This window comes from Bacillus sp. S2(2019), from assembly GCF_005144805.1.
GTDB classification, from domain to species: Bacteria; Bacillota; Bacilli; order Bacillales; family Bacillaceae; genus Bacillus; species Bacillus altitudinis.
Genome location: NZ_SWFL01000002.1, coordinates 734,745 through 752,587 on the forward strand (window position 1 = coordinate 734,745; position 17,843 = coordinate 752,587).

General features: G+C 44.0%; 17 protein-coding genes. 1 reads left to right on the forward strand and 16 read right to left on the reverse strand.

Features of this window, described 5'->3' with window-relative positions; all coding sequences use genetic code 11:
- Window position 1: 1 nt before the first annotated feature.
- The 6 genes from FBF75_RS08895 to sigY form a co-directional block, all read right to left on the reverse strand.
- On the reverse strand, window positions 2-1,384 hold the full coding sequence (locus FBF75_RS08895; protein WP_099496940.1) for a copper amine oxidase: 1,383 nt from the start codon (window positions 1,382-1,384) through the stop codon (window positions 2-4).
- A gap of 111 nt (window positions 1,385-1,495) precedes the next feature.
- Window positions 1,496-1,609 (reverse strand): hypothetical protein, encoded by a 114-nt coding sequence (locus tag FBF75_RS19810; RefSeq protein ID WP_008345567.1) that lies wholly within the window; start codon window positions 1,607-1,609, stop codon window positions 1,496-1,498.
- A gap of 83 nt (window positions 1,610-1,692) precedes the next feature.
- Entirely contained in the window at window positions 1,693-3,063 is a 1,371-nt protein-coding gene (gene gdhA / locus FBF75_RS08900) for an NADP-specific glutamate dehydrogenase (protein WP_017358690.1), read from the reverse strand.
- A gap of 308 nt (window positions 3,064-3,371) precedes the next feature.
- Entirely contained in the window at window positions 3,372-3,584 is a 213-nt protein-coding gene (locus FBF75_RS08905) for a hypothetical protein (protein WP_017358689.1), read from the reverse strand.
- Entirely contained in the window at window positions 3,581-3,892 is a 312-nt protein-coding gene (locus FBF75_RS08910; protein WP_008345570.1) for a YxlC family protein, read from the reverse strand. The genes FBF75_RS08905 and FBF75_RS08910 overlap by 4 nt, the downstream gene beginning before the upstream one ends.
- Window positions 3,892-4,422 (reverse strand): RNA polymerase sigma factor SigY, encoded by a 531-nt coding sequence (sigY, locus tag FBF75_RS08915; RefSeq protein WP_017358688.1) that lies wholly within the window; start codon window positions 4,420-4,422, stop codon window positions 3,892-3,894. Before sigY ends, FBF75_RS08910 begins: the two co-directional genes overlap by 1 nt.
- A gap of 489 nt (window positions 4,423-4,911) precedes the next feature.
- Between sigY and FBF75_RS08920 the strand changes: the two genes are divergently transcribed.
- The gene (locus tag FBF75_RS08920) at window positions 4,912-5,943 is read left to right on the forward strand and encodes a pectate lyase family protein (protein WP_017358687.1); all 1,032 of its coding nucleotides are present in this window, start codon (window positions 4,912-4,914) and stop codon (window positions 5,941-5,943) included.
- Between the two features lie 57 nt (window positions 5,944-6,000).
- Here the strand turns inward: FBF75_RS08920 and cydC are convergent, their stop codons facing one another.
- The 10 genes from cydC to FBF75_RS08970 form a co-directional block, all read right to left on the reverse strand.
- Window positions 6,001-7,737, reverse strand: coding sequence for a thiol reductant ABC exporter subunit CydC (gene cydC / locus FBF75_RS08925; protein WP_136944642.1), 1,737 nt, complete (start codon window positions 7,735-7,737; stop codon window positions 6,001-6,003).
- A complete protein-coding gene (gene cydD, locus FBF75_RS08930; protein WP_136944643.1) occupies window positions 7,727-9,463 on the reverse strand; it encodes a thiol reductant ABC exporter subunit CydD in 1,737 nt (578 codons plus the stop codon). Before cydD ends, cydC begins: the two co-directional genes overlap by 11 nt.
- Window positions 9,463-10,479, reverse strand: coding sequence for a cytochrome d ubiquinol oxidase subunit II (cydB, locus tag FBF75_RS08935; protein WP_039963052.1), 1,017 nt, complete (start codon window positions 10,477-10,479; stop codon window positions 9,463-9,465). Before cydB ends, cydD begins: the two co-directional genes overlap by 1 nt.
- Window positions 10,466-11,881 (reverse strand): cytochrome ubiquinol oxidase subunit I, encoded by a 1,416-nt coding sequence (locus FBF75_RS08940; protein WP_072367996.1) that lies wholly within the window; start codon window positions 11,879-11,881, stop codon window positions 10,466-10,468. Before FBF75_RS08940 ends, cydB begins: the two co-directional genes overlap by 14 nt.
- A 329-nt stretch (window positions 11,882-12,210) precedes the next feature.
- A complete protein-coding gene (gene isdG, locus FBF75_RS19920) occupies window positions 12,211-13,332 on the reverse strand; it encodes a heme oxygenase (protein WP_025208211.1) in 1,122 nt (373 codons plus the stop codon).
- A gap of 1 nt (window position 13,333) precedes the next feature.
- The gene (locus tag FBF75_RS08950) at window positions 13,334-14,347 is read right to left on the reverse strand and encodes a FecCD family ABC transporter permease (RefSeq protein ID WP_099496941.1); all 1,014 of its coding nucleotides are present in this window, start codon (window positions 14,345-14,347) and stop codon (window positions 13,334-13,336) included.
- Entirely contained in the window at window positions 14,344-15,282 is a 939-nt protein-coding gene (locus tag FBF75_RS08955; protein ID WP_099496942.1) for an ABC transporter substrate-binding protein, read from the reverse strand. The genes FBF75_RS08950 and FBF75_RS08955 overlap by 4 nt, the downstream gene beginning before the upstream one ends.
- A gap of 18 nt (window positions 15,283-15,300) precedes the next feature.
- Window positions 15,301-16,050, reverse strand: coding sequence for a class B sortase (srtB, locus tag FBF75_RS08960; protein WP_099496943.1), 750 nt, complete (start codon window positions 16,048-16,050; stop codon window positions 15,301-15,303).
- A 26-nt stretch (window positions 16,051-16,076) separates the two neighbouring features.
- Window positions 16,077-16,847 carry an ABC transporter ATP-binding protein gene (locus FBF75_RS08965; RefSeq protein WP_008345591.1) on the reverse strand — a complete coding sequence of 257 codons (771 nt, stop codon included), beginning with the start codon at window positions 16,845-16,847 and terminating at the stop codon, window positions 16,077-16,079.
- The gene (locus FBF75_RS08970) at window positions 16,834-17,820 is read right to left on the reverse strand and encodes a FecCD family ABC transporter permease (RefSeq protein WP_099496944.1); all 987 of its coding nucleotides are present in this window, start codon (window positions 17,818-17,820) and stop codon (window positions 16,834-16,836) included. Before FBF75_RS08970 ends, FBF75_RS08965 begins: the two co-directional genes overlap by 14 nt.
- Window positions 17,821-17,843: the final 23 nt, after the last annotated feature.

Here is a 17,843-nt window from a genome sequence, read left to right on the forward strand (position 1 = left end):
TTTAATTTGATGGTTTACGGCGAATGAGGAAGAACGCGCCCACTGCACCTCCGGCTAAGATGAGACTTGCCATCATCCCAGCAAATGCTTCATATGACATACCTAATGGACCGGCTGTGCCTCCCATACCTGTTTTCGGCATCTCATTTGGCTTGTTGGATTTGAATAATTCAGGATGCTGATCGACAATAGCTGATGCGACATCTTGACCAACCATGAACATATGGCCGTATGCTTCTCTGACAGTCGGGTACAGCTGATCATATTCGCCATTGTGATAAGACGTGTACGTTTTGATGAGCTCATCAATATGGGTTTTCAACCCGGCTTCTAAGTCAGTCGCCTTCAAGCGGCCATCTGTCGCTTGATCTAAAAATTTTGCTTGTTTCATACGGTAAGCATCTAAATCTTTAACAGCCTTCTCTTTTGCTTGCTCGTCTCCTGATGCATCCGCTTTAACATAATCAACTAAATATCCGATATGACTTGACCAGATCGTTTTAAATTGTTTTCCTGCATCTTTTCCATAAACAGAAGCGATCGCATCTGATAGATCATTCGTGTTTTCATTTAACGCTGCTGCCGCTTGGTCAAAGTCCTTGCTGCCATCATTCCCTTTTTGCATAGCCACTACCGCGAGTGCCAAATGCTCTGAGAACAAGTAGTTTAAATCCTCACGAAGATCTGCGGCTGGAGTATCCACTGATTTTTGATCAAATTTCCCAGGAAATTGATCTGTAATCGCCCATGATACGCCTTTACCTACTTCAAACATATGATGAATGGATTTTCTGACCGTTTCATAGGTTGTATCAAAATCCTTTTCTGTGTAACTGTCAAAAGCTTTTAGCAGTTCATTGACGTGCATTTTTAAACCTTCTTCAAGTTCACTTGCTTTCAATCTTCCATCCGTTGCTTTATCAAGCATATCAGCTTGTTTCATGCGGTATTGATCAAGCTCTTTGACCGCTTTCTTTTTACCTGCTTCATCTTTTTTTGCTGTTGCTTGTACATAATCAACAAAGTAACCGATATGGCTTGACCAAATCTCTTTGAATTGTTTCCCTGCTTTTTTTCCATACACAGAGGCGATCGCATTTGATAGATCATTCGTGTTTTCATTTAACGCTGCTGCTGCTTGATCAAAATCTTCACTTCCATCAATTCCCTTTTGCATCGTGATCACTGCTAAATAAGCATGTTCTGAGAACAGCTGATCAAGCGCTGCGCGAAGATCCGTTGCTTTATTTGACACCTCTTGTGATGATGACGACTTTTTTGCATCCCCATGCATATGTCCTTCGTGTGCACTTGCCATTTGAGCAGTTGGTAATAATAATGCTGCACTAAGCGGGATCGTTAAAAATGCTTTTTTCATTTTCATCTGTTTTGCCTCCTCTTTCCGTTTGTTATGTACTTAACGGAGAGAGAAGTGAAATGGATCATTCCCACAGCATATTTTTTTGTTTCATTCATTTCATAAAAAAAAGCCGGATTACCCGGCTGATACGTTACGACTTTTGGATGCTTTTCGTTCTTTGTATATTTTCCTCACCACTGGATAAATCACTGGTGCCCATTTGACAATTTGTTTCAGCCACTTTTTCATTTTCTCCCGCGCCTCCTTATTGTCATTCTTACAAGACAATTCCCGATCTTGTCATGAAATAAACAGGTGCGGGAGAGCAGGAGTTAAATGACGCCTTGTGCGATCATGGCATCTGCCACTTTGCGAAATCCTGCAATATTTGCGCCTACCATTAAGTTTCCAGAGTGTCCGTATTCTTCAGCAGTCTCGGTACACTGACGATAAATCGACTGCATCATTTGTTTCAACTGACCATCTACTTCTTCAAAAGTCCAAGACATTCTCGCACTGTTTTGCGCCATTTCTAACGCCGAAACACCCACTCCGCCAGCATTTGCCGCTTTTGCTGGTGCAAACAAAATATCATGTTGTTCAAATACTTTGACGGCCCCAAGTGTGGACGGCATATTGGCCCCTTCTCCTACAGCGATGACACCGTTTGCCACTAGCTGCTGTGCTTGCGACTCTGAAATTTCATTTTGGGTCGCACATGGCAGCGCAATGTCACAAGGGAGAGACCAAATTTGTTCGCAATCTTCAATCAATTCAGCATGCGGGTGAATGTCTATGTAGGCACCAATTCGCTGGTTGTCGACTTCCTTCAGCTGCTTCACTGTCTCAAGTGAAATGCCTTGAGGATCGTAAATGGCTCCGCTTGAATCACTACAAGCCACAACCTTTCCGCCTAATTCCAATACTTTTTCCATCGCATAAATCGATACATTTCCTGACCCAGACACAACAACAGATCGCCCTTCAAATTGCATTCCGTGGGCTTTTAACATTTCTTCCATAAAGTACACCAGTCCATAGCCTGTCGCTTCTTTTCTCGCTAAGCTGCCTCCAAAACCAGGACTTTTTCCTGTCAGGACACCTGCTTCATACGCACCACGCATTTTTTTGTACTGGCCGAACATATAGCCAATTTCGCGTGCACCTACCCCAATATCTCCTGCCGGTACATCTTGATCAGGTCCAATATAACGACTGAGTTCACTCATAAAACTTTGAACAAAACGCATGATTTCTCCATCAGATTTCCCTTTAGGGTCAAAATCTGATCCACCTTTTCCTCCGCCGATCGGCAAACCTGTCAGTGCGTTTTTAAAGATTTGTTCAAATCCTAAAAACTTGATGATGCTTGCATTGACCGATGGGTGGAAACGAATGCCCCCCTTATAAGGACCGATGGCACTATTAAATTGAACCCTGAATCCTCTGTTCACCTGTACTTTGCCTTCATCGTCTACCCACGGTACACGAAACATCACAAGCCGCTCAGGCTCAATTAAGCGTTCTAAGATCCCCTGTTTTTCATACTCTGGGTGTTTTGCAAAAACCGGGACGAGGGATTCCAGAATTTCTTTCACAGCTTGCTGGAATTCCGCCTCGCCTGGATTCCGTTTTTCTACATCCTCTAGCACACGGTGGATGTAGCTTTGTGCTGTTTGTGCTGCTCGATCTAAGGTCAACATGTCTCATCTGCCTCCTTGTCAATATCTCACTCTTTGGTTGTTAGATTTTCTAACGCATATTGAGATTAATTTAACACCATTTGTAAAAACTGATCAATATTGATAACAGATGAAAACGATGCCGAAATGAGATAGATCAAGCAGGATCACCTTTCATCATGAAGATGACCCGCTCAAAGAATGACTATCGTGCTAGAAATGACGAACTGGACGTTCAACATCCCGCTTTCTTTGACACATTCATGAAACTTTCACTTTTTCTAGATGATGATCATTCAAAAAAAAGGTCAAAAGTTTTACAACGTCTTTCAATCTTTTCTGAGCTTTTCTCCTCTTTTCCGATCAGGTAAGACAACACACAGCCAATATAAAATAGAAGAAGATGGGAAGTTGATTAACCCAATGATGCCCCAGAACCATTTATAACGTCCTCTTTTCTTGGCATCCATAAATAAGAGAAATCCTTGTGCAAACAGTAACGGCAATACGCACAATAAGATGATCATTTCTGTCTGACTCATAAGGAAGACCCTCCTTTAATCTGTTGATATTCCTTGATGCCGACAACCACACAGAGTGGCACGCTCACCACTTGGAGAAGAATGAAGATGATGGGCAAATGAGTAATGGCAGCTGCAAAAAGTGTCATGATGGTCAGACTGACGATGATGTACGCCAGCACTTCTTGTTTAAAACGTTTTTTCTCTTTTTCCTTTGCCTGCTTTAGCATCAACATCAAAGCTTGTTCACTCGGCTTTTCTACTTCAATTTGTTCATCGAGCTCCTGCAGCTCCTCTTTTAAACGATCGGCGAAACGATCTTCTTTCATCAGTCCCACTCCTTTCGAATTTTCTTGATCCCATGATGAACCCTCGATTTCACCGTACCTTCTCTCACCCCGAGCATCGAAGCGATTTCAGGGTAAGTAAAGCCATAATAGTAATGGAGAAGGATCGGTGCTCTCTCCTGAGCCTTTAACTCATTTAAAGCATCCCACATGTCATGCCAAGTATGGCCTTTTTGCTGAACATCCCATTTGAACCGGCGGATGGCTTCTTGATTCGCCTTTCCTTCTCTCGTATGTTCACGTTTTCTTTTCTTTTGATGATCTAAAAATTGTCTAGATGCAATGGACATGAGCCATGTTGAAAATAATGAATCTCCTCTAAAAGAAGAAAGTTTCATGTACGCTTTGAGCATCGTTTCTTGCATGATCTCCTCTGTCAGCTCTTGTTGAAGGGTCAATTTCATCAAATAACGGTAAAGAAACGAATAATGATGCCGATAAAGGGCGGTAAATGCGGCATCATCCCCCTGTTTTGCCCGCTTAATCCATAAAGTCTCCTCGGTCTGCTCCAAACACGTCCCTCCTTCCTCTCTTTCTCTTATTGATTAGACGACACCGGTGATCGCATCGTTTAAAATAGACCTTCTTTTTTTAAATTGGAGCCTTTTCTACCTGCTGTTCAGCGCATGGATCTATTTGATATCCATTTTTTTCTTATGTAATGATTATGACATGTCTTTGTCTCTAACAAAATGACGCTTTTGTAATCATCTTGATTTTCCTTCAAATGGGGAACGTCCTTTTCATAATCACTAGGTTACCCCAATACCTATCGTCAATGATCCTTGTCTCATGTAGATAAATTGAAATAATCATTGCCTTAGTTTCCTTGAAAATCGTGGAATACTTCGTTTCAATTCTTAGCCGATGATACCTTTTTGCGTGCTATGCTCTTCCTACATTCCGAAAGAGGCGATGCTGGCGAAGGAAGGAGGAGCGATTGAATCGCAGCTTATTTTGGAAACGTTTACATTAAAACAAAATATAGAATGGAGATGTTCATGTTGAAGAAAAAAGTTCCAATGTTAGCTGGTGTGTTAGCGGTTGGTCTCGTGACTTCATTATTTGCGCCAAATGGGGAGGCAAAAGCAGCAACGAAATATCCAGAAAGCCCTTCGATTATGGCCAATTTTAATCAGCAAGGATTCTCCACATTAAATGGCGGTACAACAGGCGGTGAAGGCGGTAAAACGGTGACGGTGAAAACCGGAAATGAACTATTAGCTGCCCTCAAAAGCAAAGGAACAAATGAAAAATTGAAAATCGTGGTAGACGGAACCATTACTCCTTCTAATACTTCAGCCAATAAAATTGATGTGAAAGATACAAACAATGTCTCCATCGTCGGTAAAGGGACAAACGGCGAATTTAACGGGATTGGTATTAAAGTATGGCGCGCCAATAACGTCATCATCCGCAACCTCAAAATCCATCACAGCAAAATCGGTGATAAAGATGCCATCGGAATCGAAGGTGCCTCTAAAAACGTATGGGTCGACCATAATGAACTCTACAACACTTTAAACTCTGATAAAGATGACTATGATGGGTTATTCGATGTGAAAAATGACTCTGATTACATTACGTTCTCATGGAACTATGTCCATGACAGCTGGAAAACGATGCTGATGGGCAGCTCCGATAACGATAACTACAACAGAAAAATCACGTTCCACAACAACCGTTTTGAAAACTTGAACTCTCGTGTACCGTCTATGCGCTTCGGGGAAGGCCATGTGTATAACAACTATTATAAAAACATCCTAACAACAGCGATTAATTCACGTATGGGCGCGAAAATGAGAATTGAACACAACGTATTTGAAAACACGAAAAATGCCATCGGCAGCTGGGACAGCCGTCAAGTCGGTACTTGGCATGTCATCAACAACTCTTATATTAACAGCACAGGTAGCCTGCCAACGTCTTCAACAGGTACGTACAACCCTCCTTATAACTACTCTTTGCTTAACGTGAACAATGTGAAATCAGAAGTTGTATCAAATGCGGGTGTAGGAAAAGTAAATCCTTAATCTCAAAAAAACGTTCGGGCAGAAATCTTCTGTCCGAACGTTCTTGTCATCCATTTTTTACACGACCGAAAATGGACGGTCCATTTCATACAGCTTTTGATAACGCACATTTTCTTTCAGCAAATCATGATGCTGCCCCTGCATCTCAATGCGTCCATCTTCAATAAACATCATACGGTCACATGCCTCACAGCCAGTGAGATGATGGGTGATCCAAATGACTGTTTTTCCTTTTAACACACGGAAGATTGTTTCAAGCAATTCACGCTCTGTGCGTGGATCAAGCCCGACGGTTGGCTCATCTAATACAACAATCGGTGTGTTTTGCAGCAAAATCCGAGCTAGGGCCATACGCTGCCTTTCTCCACCAGAGAAACGAACCCCTGTCTCTTGTACACCTGTGTGATAACCTTCTGGCAAAGACTCAATGTAATCGTGCAGCTGCACTTGCCGCGCGGCTTCTTTTACTTGCTCTTCTGTCGCTTCTGGAGAACCTAAGCGAATGTTGTTTAAAACAGATGTATCGAATAAATAGGGCTGTTGATTGAGTACAGACACATAGGAGGAAATCTCCTCTTGAATGCTTTGTACCGGTTTCCCCTGAATGCTGACAACCCCTTGATTTGGCACGACTGCCCCTTCTAACAATTTTAAAATGGTCGATTTGCCTGCACCGCTTTTTCCTAAAAGAGCGAGCGATTCACCTTGCTTCAGTGAAAACGAAAAATGCTTTAGTACATGTTGATTGACTTCATATCCGAAGGTGACTTGATCAAAACAGACCGCTTCAACGCCATCAGAGACGGGTGTCTCGTCTGCTGCCTCCCTCTTCACTAATCCTTCATACGATTGCTTTTCATAATGATTTAATCTGCTGACGGCATGCTGATAAACAGGAATATCACCTGCTGCATCTGACAGCGGAAGAAAAGCTTCTGTTAATGGAAACAGCACAAGCACAAAGGCTGCGATGAGCGTGTGCGGCATAGAACCAGCCTGAACGACTGAGCCGCTCCAATACACGACAAAGACGACTGCTCCTCCAATGACTAGCTGTGCTAAAAATTGGCGCAGACGGATAAACCGATGCTTTGCCGCTTCGAGTGCTAATAGCTTTGCTTCTTTTCGTTCATAGCCTTCAACAAAATCGTTCTGTCTGCCGCTAAACAACCAGTCACTCACGCCCATGACGGCATCTGTTAAATGGCTGTACAGTTCATTTCTGCCTTTCTTCATTTGAATTTGTCGTGCCCGGTTCACAAGTACTGTGATGTATGGGAATACAAATACGAGCAGCGCCATATAAAGCAGCATCAATCCGGCAAAAGGCCATGAAAAAAGCCCAAGTGCTCCAATCGAAGCGGCATATAAAAGCAGCGCACCGATGGATGGAAAAATTGTTTTTAAATACGCATCCTGTAATCTCTCCACATCTTCTGATAACAGCCCAAGCATTTCACCTGTTCCAAGCTTCGTCTGTTTGGCACTTCGTTCAGCCATATCATAAAGACGTACCCGCATTTTTTCAATCATCGTCAAAATGAGTTGATGACTCGCCAGTCTCTCTGCATAACGAGCCGCTGAGCGTGAAATACCAAAGGTACGTACTGCCACGATTGGGACATAGACCATCAAGATATTCTCAGGTCTTGTGGCAGCTTTTGAAATGAGGAACCCTGACGTATACATGAGCATAGAAGCAGAAAACACCGCAATCGCCCCTAAAAAAAGCACCAAGGCAAACAGCTTTTGATTCTCCTTGATATAAGGTATAAACCAGCCTTTACTGACCATGTGTGACCGCCCCCATTTGTTCCTGTACCAATTGATAGTACACACCTTTTCTTTCCATTAATGATTCATGAGTCCCCATCTCTGCAATCGTCCCATGATCCATCACAATGATTTCATCCATATCCGTCATCCAATGAAGTCTGTGTGTGGCTAAAAACACAAGTTTATTTTCAAACAATGGAAGCATTGTTTTCTTTAATTCATACTCTGTCTCAATATCCAGATGAGCCGTTGGTTCATCTAACAGCATAATGGATCGCTGGCCGAGCACTGTGCGAGCGAGTGCAATCCGCTGCGCTTGTCCGCCGCTCAGTCCTCTGCCCTGTTCGCCAATGACCTCATCCAGTCCATTGGGGAGTTCCGCTACGAGATGAGACAAACCTGCCTCTTCCACCGCTCTTTCGACGTCTTCATCGGTTGCATTCGGTTCATAAAAACGAATATTTTCTCTCAGTGTCATGTGAAATAAATAAGGATGCTGCGGCATATAAACGACTTCTTTTTGCCATGCCGCCAGCTGTAAATGAGCAAGCGGCTTTCCGTTTAGGATGATTTCACCTGCAGACGGTTCAACAAAACCGCCGAGAACATCCGTTAACGTCGATTTCCCCGAACCACTGGCACCGATGATCCCAATTTTTTTCTTTCCTTTCACAGTGAGGTCCACATCCTGAATCGAATATGGTGCATGCTCATCATGCAAGACACTGACATCTTGCAGTGTGAGCTCAGATTGCTCATTCCACTCGTTCAGCTGCACGGATTGTGTCTCCTGCTCTCGGAAGCCCTTTTCCTCTAAAATCACTTGAATCGCCTCATTCGCTTCTTTACCGTTTAACGTCGCATGATAATCATTTCCCACTTCACGGACTGGCAAAAAATATTCTGGCGCGAGCATCAGTGCGGTCAAAGCCGGCAATAACAAAAGATCTCCTTCAATTAAGCGCAAGCCGAGAAATACAGCGACAGTCGCAATGGACAGCATAGAAAAGAAATCGAGAGCAAAAGATGAAAGAAAGGCGACTTTCAGTGTGCTCATCGTCGCCTTTCGATAACGCTTTGAGACCTCTCCAATATTGCGAGAATGCTTTTTGCTAATCCCTAAGTAGCGAAGCGTTTCCAGGCCACGGAGAGAATCAGTAAAATGATTGGATAATTTCTCATACGATCTCCATTGTTTGGCCGCTTTACGCTGAGCGACAAGTCCTAGCAAAATCATAAAAACAATTAAAATTGGCAGCGTGACAATGAGAATGACAGCAGATGTTTCATCTAATGTCCAAACATAGACAAGCACCATCACCGGAATAACTGCCATGTTCACCATTTTCGGCAAAAACAGCTGTAAATACTGACGATATTGGGCAATGCCCTCCATCGCCAATGTCACAAGCTTTCCTGTTCCTTTTTTCTTCGTGAAAGCTGGCCCTAAACGGAACAGCTGGTCCAACAGCTGCTTTCTGACGTCTGCTCCAATTCGGGAAGAATAGGTGAACATGACCTTCTCCCGCATCAAGGTGAGACCGTGCCGCACCAGAAAGGCAGCAAGAAACAGCAAGACATAAGGTGTTGCCTGCATGAGGCTCTTCCCGTCAAACAGCGTTGTTATGGCATGTGCCAGCCACTGTGCTTGAAAAATGATACTTGCTCCTTGGATGATTGACACAATACCTAAGAGGGCAAGAAGCCCCCTCATTCCTTTTAGTTGAAGCAAACGTTTATCCATTAGTAGGTCATTGGCTCCTTACCGCTTACACGTTTACGGAAGACATAGTAGCTCCAGATTTGATACCCAAGCACAAAAGGCAGCAAAGAAATGGCAACAATCGTCATGACCGTCAGTGAATAAGATCCTGATGCAGCGTTTTGAATGGTGAGGTCGAATGCATGGTTGATCGAACTAATCATGACACGCGGGAATAATGCTGTGAAAAGCATGGTCACTGTCACCATAATACCTGCACCTGTGAATAAAAATGTCCATCCATCACGCTCTTTTCTCATAAAGAATAGAGCCGCTACATAACAAACCACAATGAGTACAGTTAAAGGGATTGTGATGATCGGACGTACGGTATAAATGTCTGTTTCAAGAATAGACACACCAACAAATAGAACAAGAACTGGTAGTGCAATCAATAAAACACGCTGACCGAGCTTTCTTGCACGATTTCTTAAATCACCCTCAGTGCGGAGTGTGACGAAAATCAATCCATGCAGAAGGCAAAGAACCGTCACAGCTACCCCGCCGATCACTGAATAAAGATTCACAAAGTCTGTAAATCCAGCGTACATATTCATGCTTTGATCAATGGGCATTCCTCGTAAAATACTTGTGAATAGCACGCCGAGTAAAAATGGCGGAAGCAGGCTGCCAAAGAAGATCACCCAGTCCCACGTTTTGATCCATGAAGCCTTCTCGACCTTCCCTCTAAATTCAAAGGCGACCCCCCGCCCAATGAGCGCTAGCAGGAGAACCGTAAACGGAATATAGTATCCGCTGAACATCGTAGCGTACCAGTGAGGAAAAGCGGCGAAAATAGCTCCGCCTGCTGTAATCAACCAGACCTCATTCGCATCCCAGAAAGGGCCAATCGTATTGATTAAAATGCGGCGCTCATGTGCATCTTTTCCAAGAAGCTGCATGGACATCCCGACACCAAAATCAAATCCTTCTAAGAAGAAAAATCCAACAAACAGTACTGCGACAAGAATAAACCAAATCTCGTTAAGATATGCCATGATATGCGCCTCCATCAAATGGATCTGTAGACAGGTCCGTTTCATCCTTTTGATCTGTATTCTCTTCAGAATGTGCACCTTTTTTAATTTCTCGAATGAATAAGTAGGCAAGCACGATGGCAAGAATCAGATAAATGGTCGTAAAGCTAATGACTGAGAATAGCAACATGCCGTACGATACGTTTGGTGAAATGGATTGTGCGGTTGTCATCATACCAAAGACTGTCCACGGCTGACGCCCAATTTCCGTCATGATCCAACCAGCTGAGTTTGCAATAAACGGGAACGCAATCATCCATACCATGAAGCGTAAATACCATTTGTTTGATTCTAGTTTTTTTCTAAAGCTCAAATACAAACCAATCATACTAGCAAAAATCATCAACATACCGGCACCCACCATGATTCTAAAGCTCCAGAAGGTTGTTTTGACTGGAGGAATGTAATCTCCAGGACCAAACTTGGCTTCATATTCTTTTTGAAGGGTCAGCATGCCTGGCACATCTCCACTAAACTTCGAATAAGCCAAGTAACTTAAAGCAAACGGAATATTGATCTCCGCAGAGTTTTCTTTTTTATCTGTGTCAATGTTGGCAAATAGTGTCCAAGCCGCTGGATCTCCACTATCCTTCCAAAGGGCTTCACTTGCTGCCATCTTCATCGGCTGTGATTCCATTAAGTGTTTCGCTTGATCATGTCCAGAGAACGCTACACCTAAGCCAGAAATGAAAGCAAGCACCATGGCAATCTGGAAAGATTTTTTGAAAAAGGCGACTTCTTGTTTTTTGACCATTTTATAGGCACTAACTCCTGCGATAAAGAAAGCACCGGTTGCCAATGCACCAAACAGAACGTGCGGGAACTCTACCCAAAGTTGCGGATTTGTCACGAGCGCCCCAAAGTCATTCATTTCTGCACGGCCATTTTTAATCACAAATCCAACTGGCTCCTGCATAAATGAGTTGGCGAGTAAAATCCAAAACGCCGAAAAGATCGTACCAAGAGAAACGAGCCAAATACATAACAAATGGATTTTTTTCGGCAGACGGTCCCAGCCGAATATCCAAAGACCAATAAAGGTCGATTCAAGGAAAAAGGCCAATAGCGCTTCAATGGCAAGCGGTGCACCAAAGACATCCCCGACAAACCTTGAATAATCAGACCAGTTCATCCCAAACTGGAATTCTTGCAGAATCCCTGTCACCACACCTACTGCAAAGTTAATTAAGAAAAGGTGACCCCAAAATTTTGCCATCTTTTTATAGATGTCTTTTTTCTTCACCACATAAAGGGTTTGCATCAATGCAACGATAAATACCAAACCTATAGACATAGGAACAAAAATAAAATGAAATAATGTCGTAGAGGCAAATTGAAATCTTGCTAAAAACAGCTCACTCACAACCTTACATCCTCCCTTACTTTCGCATGCCGAATGATTCGAGATATTTATGCTCACCATTTCACAAAAAGTTCACTATTTGTTCAATGATTCACAAATGAAAGTCCATTTGATATAGTTCACTCGGTGAAATTTTACTCTTGATTTTCATTCGGTTAGTTATTTATACCTGTACTTTACACCCATGCGCTTCAAAAATAAAGTAAATTTTACCTAAAATTTGGATAGGATTGTGTCAGTTGTTTGAATACTTTGTCAAAAATATGTGACGGAAAGAGACAATCACAAAAAAAATAGCGCTGCTTCTTCGCTGCAGCGCTTTTGAATATTTAGGCTTTTTTCTGTAAAGCGGGTCTTGTGACTTGCACTTCATAGTACGTAATTTTGTTTTTTAACAGGCCTTCAGGTTTCGCCTTTCCGTGAGCGTGCGCATCACCAAATGCCTGAGATTTTGTCCAATTCACAAAGTCTTCTTTTCGATTCCAGCGGGTGTGAATGGTCACTTCATCGTAATCAGTTGTCTGCTGAGTGACCCATACTTCCATACCTAAAAAGCCTTCCATAAATTCTACTTGTCCCTGCTTGTTAAACCGTTTAACAAGGTGGTCGGCACTGCCTTTTTCTACTCTTACTTGGTTGTTTACAATAATCATGTTTGGTTCATCTCCCTTTTGTTGTTGAATGGAGGCAATGGGGATAATGAGCGGATGCGGTCCGTCTAAGTGAACCTCCGCCTGAATCCCAAAAACCTCCTTGAAAAAGTCTTCTGTTAACACTTCTTTTGGTGAGCCAATTTGATGCACCTGACCTCGCTTCATAGCAATGAGACGGTCACAATATTTTGCGGCCTGCTGCAAGTCATGGAGAACCATTAAAATGGTGATGCCATGTGTTTGATTCAGCTGTTTGAGCAGCTCCAATAATTCAAGCTGATGTGCAATGTCTAAATAAGTGGTTGGCTCATCCAGAATGATGGTCTCTGTCTTCTGAGCCAGTGCCATTGCAATATATGCCTTTTGTCTTTCTCCGCCTGATAATGTATGAAGCATTCTATTTGCATTCATGCGGCTATTCGTCACCTCAAGCGCCCACTCAATCGCTTCATGATCTGACGTGGTGCTTTTTTTCCAGATGGAACGATGCGGACTGCGTCCAAGTGCGACCAACTCACGTACTGTCATCGATGGAATGGCGGTTCTTGTTTGCATGAGAACTGCCACCTCCTTGGCGATCTCCTGTGCCGTCATCTCTTTTTGCGGGATGTCGTGAATGTAAATCATGCCGCTTTCGATTGAGGTCAGTCGTGCGGCCGCTTTGATAAAAGTCGACTTACCTGACCCATTCGGGCCAATGATTCCGGTCACACTCCCTTTAGGAACAGCTGCTGAAATGGAAGACAGCCGAAAGCCGCCTTGACTGAGACTCACGTCATCCATTGCAATGACATCCATCTTAACCCCTCCCTTTCTTTTTTAATAAATAGAGGAAGAAAGGTGCACCGATGCAGGCAAGCAAGATCCCTACAGGCAATTCAACCGGTGTAAACCAGACCCGTGCCGCTGTATCAGCAAAGACCACAAGCACGCCCCCTCCAAGCATTGAAATCGGTAGCAAATACCGGTAGTCATCTCCGATTAAAAGACGGATAAAATGAGGCACAACAAGCCCGACAAAACCGATTAAACCGCTGACACTGACAGCTGCTCCAGCTAAAAGAGCGGCCAGCGCAATGAGAAAAAATCGAGTCCGCTCTACTCGAAGGCCCAATAGTTGAGCCGATTCATCGCCAAGCAAAAGGAGATTGGACGGTTTAATGGCGAAAAAACAAAGACATAATCCAGCCAGCGCATATGGCGACACAAAGCTAAGATGATGCCAGCTCCGTCCGTTTAATCCCCCTGATAGAAAAGGCAAAACAGCCTGCACACGCTCACTGTAAAGCACCATAAATCCATTCATCACCGCACCGAGCAAGGCATTGACGGCAACACCTGCCAAGATCAATTTAAGCGGTGAAACCCCTTGATCAAATGACAGCATATACACGACAAGAGCTGCTAATAAGGCGCCCAGAAAAGCGGCTGCCGGAAGCAAATACGTGAATTGTGGAAGAACAATCATGCTGAGTACAGCAGCTAACCCGCCGCCCGCAGTCACACCAATGATCCCAGGGTCAGCCAGTGGATTTCGGACAACTCCTTGTAAAATCGCCCCTGATGCAGCGAGGCAGGCCCCAACGAGAAAACCAATGAGCACACGCGGCAGCCGTAAATCCATGACAATTTTTTCATGAACAGGCAGACCTGATCCCGTGAACACAGCCATTAAATCCGTCAGCGATAATTGGACAGAACCTACCGCAAGTCCTAGACAGACGCCCACACATAAAGTGAGAAACAATCCTGGTAACAGCCATTTTCGTCTTGACTGCCTTTTTTGAAAATCTAGTTCTGCATTCATCTTCATGATGACAATCGCTTCAATTTCTTCTCTAATTCATCGATCGCTCTGATGACTTCTGCGCCTGGATTTGTCCCAAATAGGTCACTTGGCAGAATCTCAACGTGTCCATTTTTGACAGCTGATACATCGTGCCACGCCGCATTTTGCTTCATTTCACTCATAAAGCCTGCTTTGACATCTTCAGGATTGCTGTGTGTCATCAGCAAAATGAGATCTGGATCGGCCTCGATTACCTTTTCTGCATTGATTTGTGCATATTGCGGAAACTTTTCGAGTGCTGGTTCATTTTCAGCAATATTCGCCCCACCAGCGATCCGCAGCAGATCACCGCTTAAAGATTGCGGAAGTGCCGCCATATATGTGCCGGGCGCACCATATACAACGAGCGTCTTTACTTTTTTCTCAGGCTGCTTCACTTGCTTGATCCGCTGATCGATTTGAGCATTGAGCGCTTTGGCCTTTTGCTGTTTTCCAAGTAAATCACCAAATAAAGAAACTTGACGCTGGATGTCCTTCACTGAGTTGGCACTTGTCAAAAGAAGCTGTGAACCAATTCCTTCTATAGTAGAGATATCCTTGCTGTTTAATGATTCATTCCCAAGCACCACATCGGGCTTTAAACTCGTGATCAGCTCGACATCAAATTGATGGGTTGTGCCAATTGATTGTACGGACTTTGCCTTTTGTAGATTGTCTGGCAATTCGGCAGTTGGCCGGCCGACAACCTGGCCACCTAAGGCATAAATGATGCTCATGTCGCCAGTTGACAACGAGACGATCCGTTCAGGTGATTCATGAAACGATAATGTTCTGCCGGCAAAATCCTGAATGTTGAGCGCACCTTGCTTGCTCTCATTCTCGACAGGCGCCGCCTGGCTGCATCCGCCGAGGAGCAGCACAACGACGAGTCCTGCCAAAATCACATGTAAACATTTCAACCGTCTGTCTCTCCTTTTCTAGTAAACTTTCTTTAGCTTCGCCTGTACCACGAGACGCTTGTTTTTAGGTGCCAGCACGTGATCACAGGTCGATAATGTGAGAATCAAGTCATCTGTGGATACGTCTGTTTTCGTTTGATAGATGGACTTCCTACGCACAGCTTGCAAGTAGTGCGCATATTCACCAAGATCCTGAAAATCAGTCTGAATATAATCGAAATCGACTGTCGTCTCATACACAGCAAAAATTTCTGCTTCATAGCTTTGATACAGCGTATCGTACTGAAATGTGCGATGATCTTGGAAGAAATCTTTTTTCAAATAGTTTGTGAGACCAGCAAACATAGACCCATCCCTCATTCGATGACCGTACACCACTGTATTGGGACTTTCATGCAAGACGTCATTACGATAATCCATAAAGATACTGCCTGCCCGTGTGTCATCCTTTACATAATTACGAGTTAAATAGAATGCATTATCGTTTGACTGAACAATTGGATACTGAATCATCGTGTCCTTCATATCAATCCAACCGACAATGTCTTCATTCACCTTTCGCAAATCATCAAATGACTGACGAATTTCTCCAGGTTTTCGCTGTTTCATTCCATCCTCGTGTGTGTAAAGTGTCTGAGCCTTTGCAAGCACCTGACGATTTTGATAATAGCCTAAGAGCTCCAAGCCAATGGCAGTACCGCTATATAGAAAAACACCTAAACAGACGATCGTCAGCATTCGCTGCCCGATTCTTTTCCCTCGTTTCACACTGTCTCACCTGCTTTTTGCACAACTTATATGCCTACAGGCACGATATACATCCCTGTTTCTGCATCCTGCTTAATTGTGACGGACACATGATAAATGTGCCGCACCATCTCTTCTGTTAACACATCATTTGGCCGTCCTTCGCGGATGATTTGCCCATCTTTCATGGCGATGATGACATCACTATAGCGAATCGCCTGATTCATATCGTGCAAGACCATCACGATGGTTAATCCATGCTCGACATTGAGCTCTCGAATGAGCTCCAGAATGTCAAATTGATAATACATATCCAAATAAGTCGTCGGTTCATCTAAGAAAAGGATCGGTGTTTTTTGCGCTAAAGCCATGGCAATCCATACACGCTGCCGTTCTCCGCCTGACAATGAGGCGAGAGGCACTTTTCGCTTATCCGTCAGCTTTGTACAGGACAGTGCCCACTCAATTGCTTTCTCATCCTCTTCCTTGTCACTGCCGCGCATCGTCTGGTAGGGCGTTCTCCCAAATGCCACGACTCGTTCGATCGTTAAATCGAGCGGCGCTTCATTTTGCTGATGTACGACTGCCAGCTTTCTCGCGAGTTCCCTTGGCTTGAACGCATTCAGCTCTTGCCCATCTAAATGAATCTGTCCTTTATGTGGACAATGGTTATGTGCCATCAAGGAAAGCAGCGTGGATTTGCCCGAGCCATTTGGACCGATAATGGTCGTGATTTTTCCTTTTTCGATGTGCGTGGTGACCGATTGAACAATGTCCCTCTGCCGATCATAGGAAAACGACACCTCACGAATGTCCATGCAGACGATCCCCCCTTCTTAATAAAAAGATCAGAAACGGCCCGCCAATGACAGCCATGATTGTAGAAGCAGGGATTTCATTTGGTGCCACAAGCGTTCTGCCGAGCGTATCAGCCGTCAAAATGAGCAAGGCCCCGCTTAACGCAGAAAATGGAATCAGTACCCGATGGTCCGAACCGACGAGCCTTCTAGAGATATGGGGAATGAGCAAACCGACAAAGGCAATCACGCCCGCTACCGCAGCAGTCACCGCTGCTAATAACACCGCCGTGATTGAAATCAAAAGGCGCATTCTGGTCACACGCAATCCTAAGTTTTTCGCCGTCTTATCTTGAAGGGCAAGCAAGTTACACCATCTGCTAAAGAAAAGCGCAACCACAAGCCCAATGACGCCATAGACACCGATTAAACGGACATCTCCCCACGTTTTCATCGTCAGATTCGACTGTCCCGACTGATTAATGGTGATATTGAAATAGCTGCAAATGGTCACAAACGCTTCTGCCAACCCTGTAAACATGGCATTGATGGCGATCCCCACCAGAATCATTCGAATCGGGCTTAAGCCGCCTTTCCAAGACAACACGTATACGAGGAAGCAGGCAATTGCCCCGCCTAAAACTGAAAATAAAGGAGAGTAGAAATAAAATTGAGGAAGCGCTGTAATTGCCATTAAAGAAAAGAAGCTAGCTCCCGATGAAATACCAATAACACCGGCATCTGCTAATGGATTCCTCATCACAGACTGCAAGAGGACACCGGAGACAGATAAAGCCGCCCCTGTAAACATCGCAATGAGCATGCGGGGGATTCTTAAATCTTTAATGATTTCTACCTGTGCATGTTGACCGGTCATAAGCCCTTCCAATAATTCAATCGGTGTAACATGAATGCTCCCCGTAATGGCGGAATAAATAAATACGCCGGCTAGTAAGAGACTGACTATCAGAAATAAAATCCCTGTTTTTTTCATCTTGAACGTCCTTTTATCATTAA

What these genes read in the sequence shown, in the direction of transcription:
- FBF75_RS08895 (WP_099496940.1), bottom strand. Translation starts at nt 1,384, where the DNA reads ATGAAAATGAAAAAAGCATTTTTAACGATCCCGCTTAGTGCAGCATTA.
- FBF75_RS08950 (WP_099496941.1), bottom strand. Translation starts at nt 14,347, where the DNA reads ATGAAGATGAATGCAGAACTAGATTTTCAAAAAAGGCAGTCAAGACGA.
- FBF75_RS08910 (WP_008345570.1), bottom strand. Translation starts at nt 3,892, where the DNA reads ATGAAAGAAGATCGTTTCGCCGATCGTTTAAAAGAGGAGCTGCAGGAG.
- gdhA (WP_017358690.1), bottom strand. Translation starts at nt 3,063, where the DNA reads ATGTTGACCTTAGATCGAGCAGCACAAACAGCACAAAGCTACATCCAC.
- cydD (WP_136944643.1), bottom strand. Translation starts at nt 9,463, where the DNA reads ATGGATAAACGTTTGCTTCAACTAAAAGGAATGAGGGGGCTTCTTGCC.
- FBF75_RS08970 (WP_099496944.1), bottom strand. Translation starts at nt 17,820, where the DNA reads ATGAAAAAAACAGGGATTTTATTTCTGATAGTCAGTCTCTTACTAGCC.
- isdG (WP_025208211.1), bottom strand. Translation starts at nt 13,332, where the DNA reads ATGGATGTCATTGCAATGGATGACGTGAGTCTCAGTCAAGGCGGCTTT.
- cydC (WP_136944642.1), bottom strand. Translation starts at nt 7,737, where the DNA reads ATGGTCAGTAAAGGCTGGTTTATACCTTATATCAAGGAGAATCAAAAG.
- FBF75_RS08920 (WP_017358687.1), top strand. Translation starts at nt 4,912, where the DNA reads ATGTTGAAGAAAAAAGTTCCAATGTTAGCTGGTGTGTTAGCGGTTGGT.
- FBF75_RS08965 (WP_008345591.1), bottom strand. Translation starts at nt 16,847, where the DNA reads ATGGACATTCGTGAGGTGTCGTTTTCCTATGATCGGCAGAGGGACATT.
- cydB (WP_039963052.1), bottom strand. Translation starts at nt 10,479, where the DNA reads ATGGCATATCTTAACGAGATTTGGTTTATTCTTGTCGCAGTACTGTTT.
- FBF75_RS19810 (WP_008345567.1), bottom strand. Translation starts at nt 1,609, where the DNA reads ATGAAAAAGTGGCTGAAACAAATTGTCAAATGGGCACCAGTGATTTAT.
- FBF75_RS08905 (WP_017358689.1), bottom strand. Translation starts at nt 3,584, where the DNA reads ATGAGTCAGACAGAAATGATCATCTTATTGTGCGTATTGCCGTTACTG.